Below are 477 nucleotides of genomic sequence, written 5' to 3' on the forward strand. Positions count from 1 at the left end.
TTTTGAACTAGATACAGTCGTTGGTCCTCGTGGGCATAGTAAGGCAGTTTTATTAACCTTAATCGATCGCAAATCACGTTTCCTTTGGGCCTACCGATTAAAAAACCGGACGACAGCGACTGTTAATGAAGCCCTAAATAAGTTTCTAGCAACTTTTAATGGCCCGGTGCATAGTTTTACGGTGGACCGTGGCACTGAGTTTAGCGGTCTAGTATCACTTGAAGCACAATACGGTATTAAGACCTATTACTGCCATGCTTATACGCCAGCTGAGCGCGGCAGTAATGAACGATTTAATCGGAACTTACGCTATTTTTATCCTAAGGGGACTTATTTTGAGCACATTAGTGCTCAAGGCTTGAAAACCACCTTACTCGAAATTAATCAGAGACCACTTAAAATACTTGACTGGCAAACACCTTATCAGGTCATGCTGACCAATTTGTCAAAAAATTCGGATTAAATTTGCAATCTACC

General features: G+C 41.3%; 1 protein-coding gene. It reads left to right on the forward strand.

Features of this window, described 5'->3' with window-relative positions; all coding sequences use genetic code 11:
* The coding region (locus FD20_RS12690; protein ID WP_157060945.1) for an IS30 family transposase at nucleotides 1-463 on the forward strand (463 nt) is incomplete at its 5' end.
* Nucleotides 464-477 lie beyond the last annotated feature (14 nt).

The sequence above is a fragment of the Liquorilactobacillus uvarum DSM 19971 genome (genome assembly GCF_001434935.1).
GTDB classification, from domain to species: domain Bacteria; phylum Bacillota; class Bacilli; order Lactobacillales; family Lactobacillaceae; genus Liquorilactobacillus; species Liquorilactobacillus uvarum.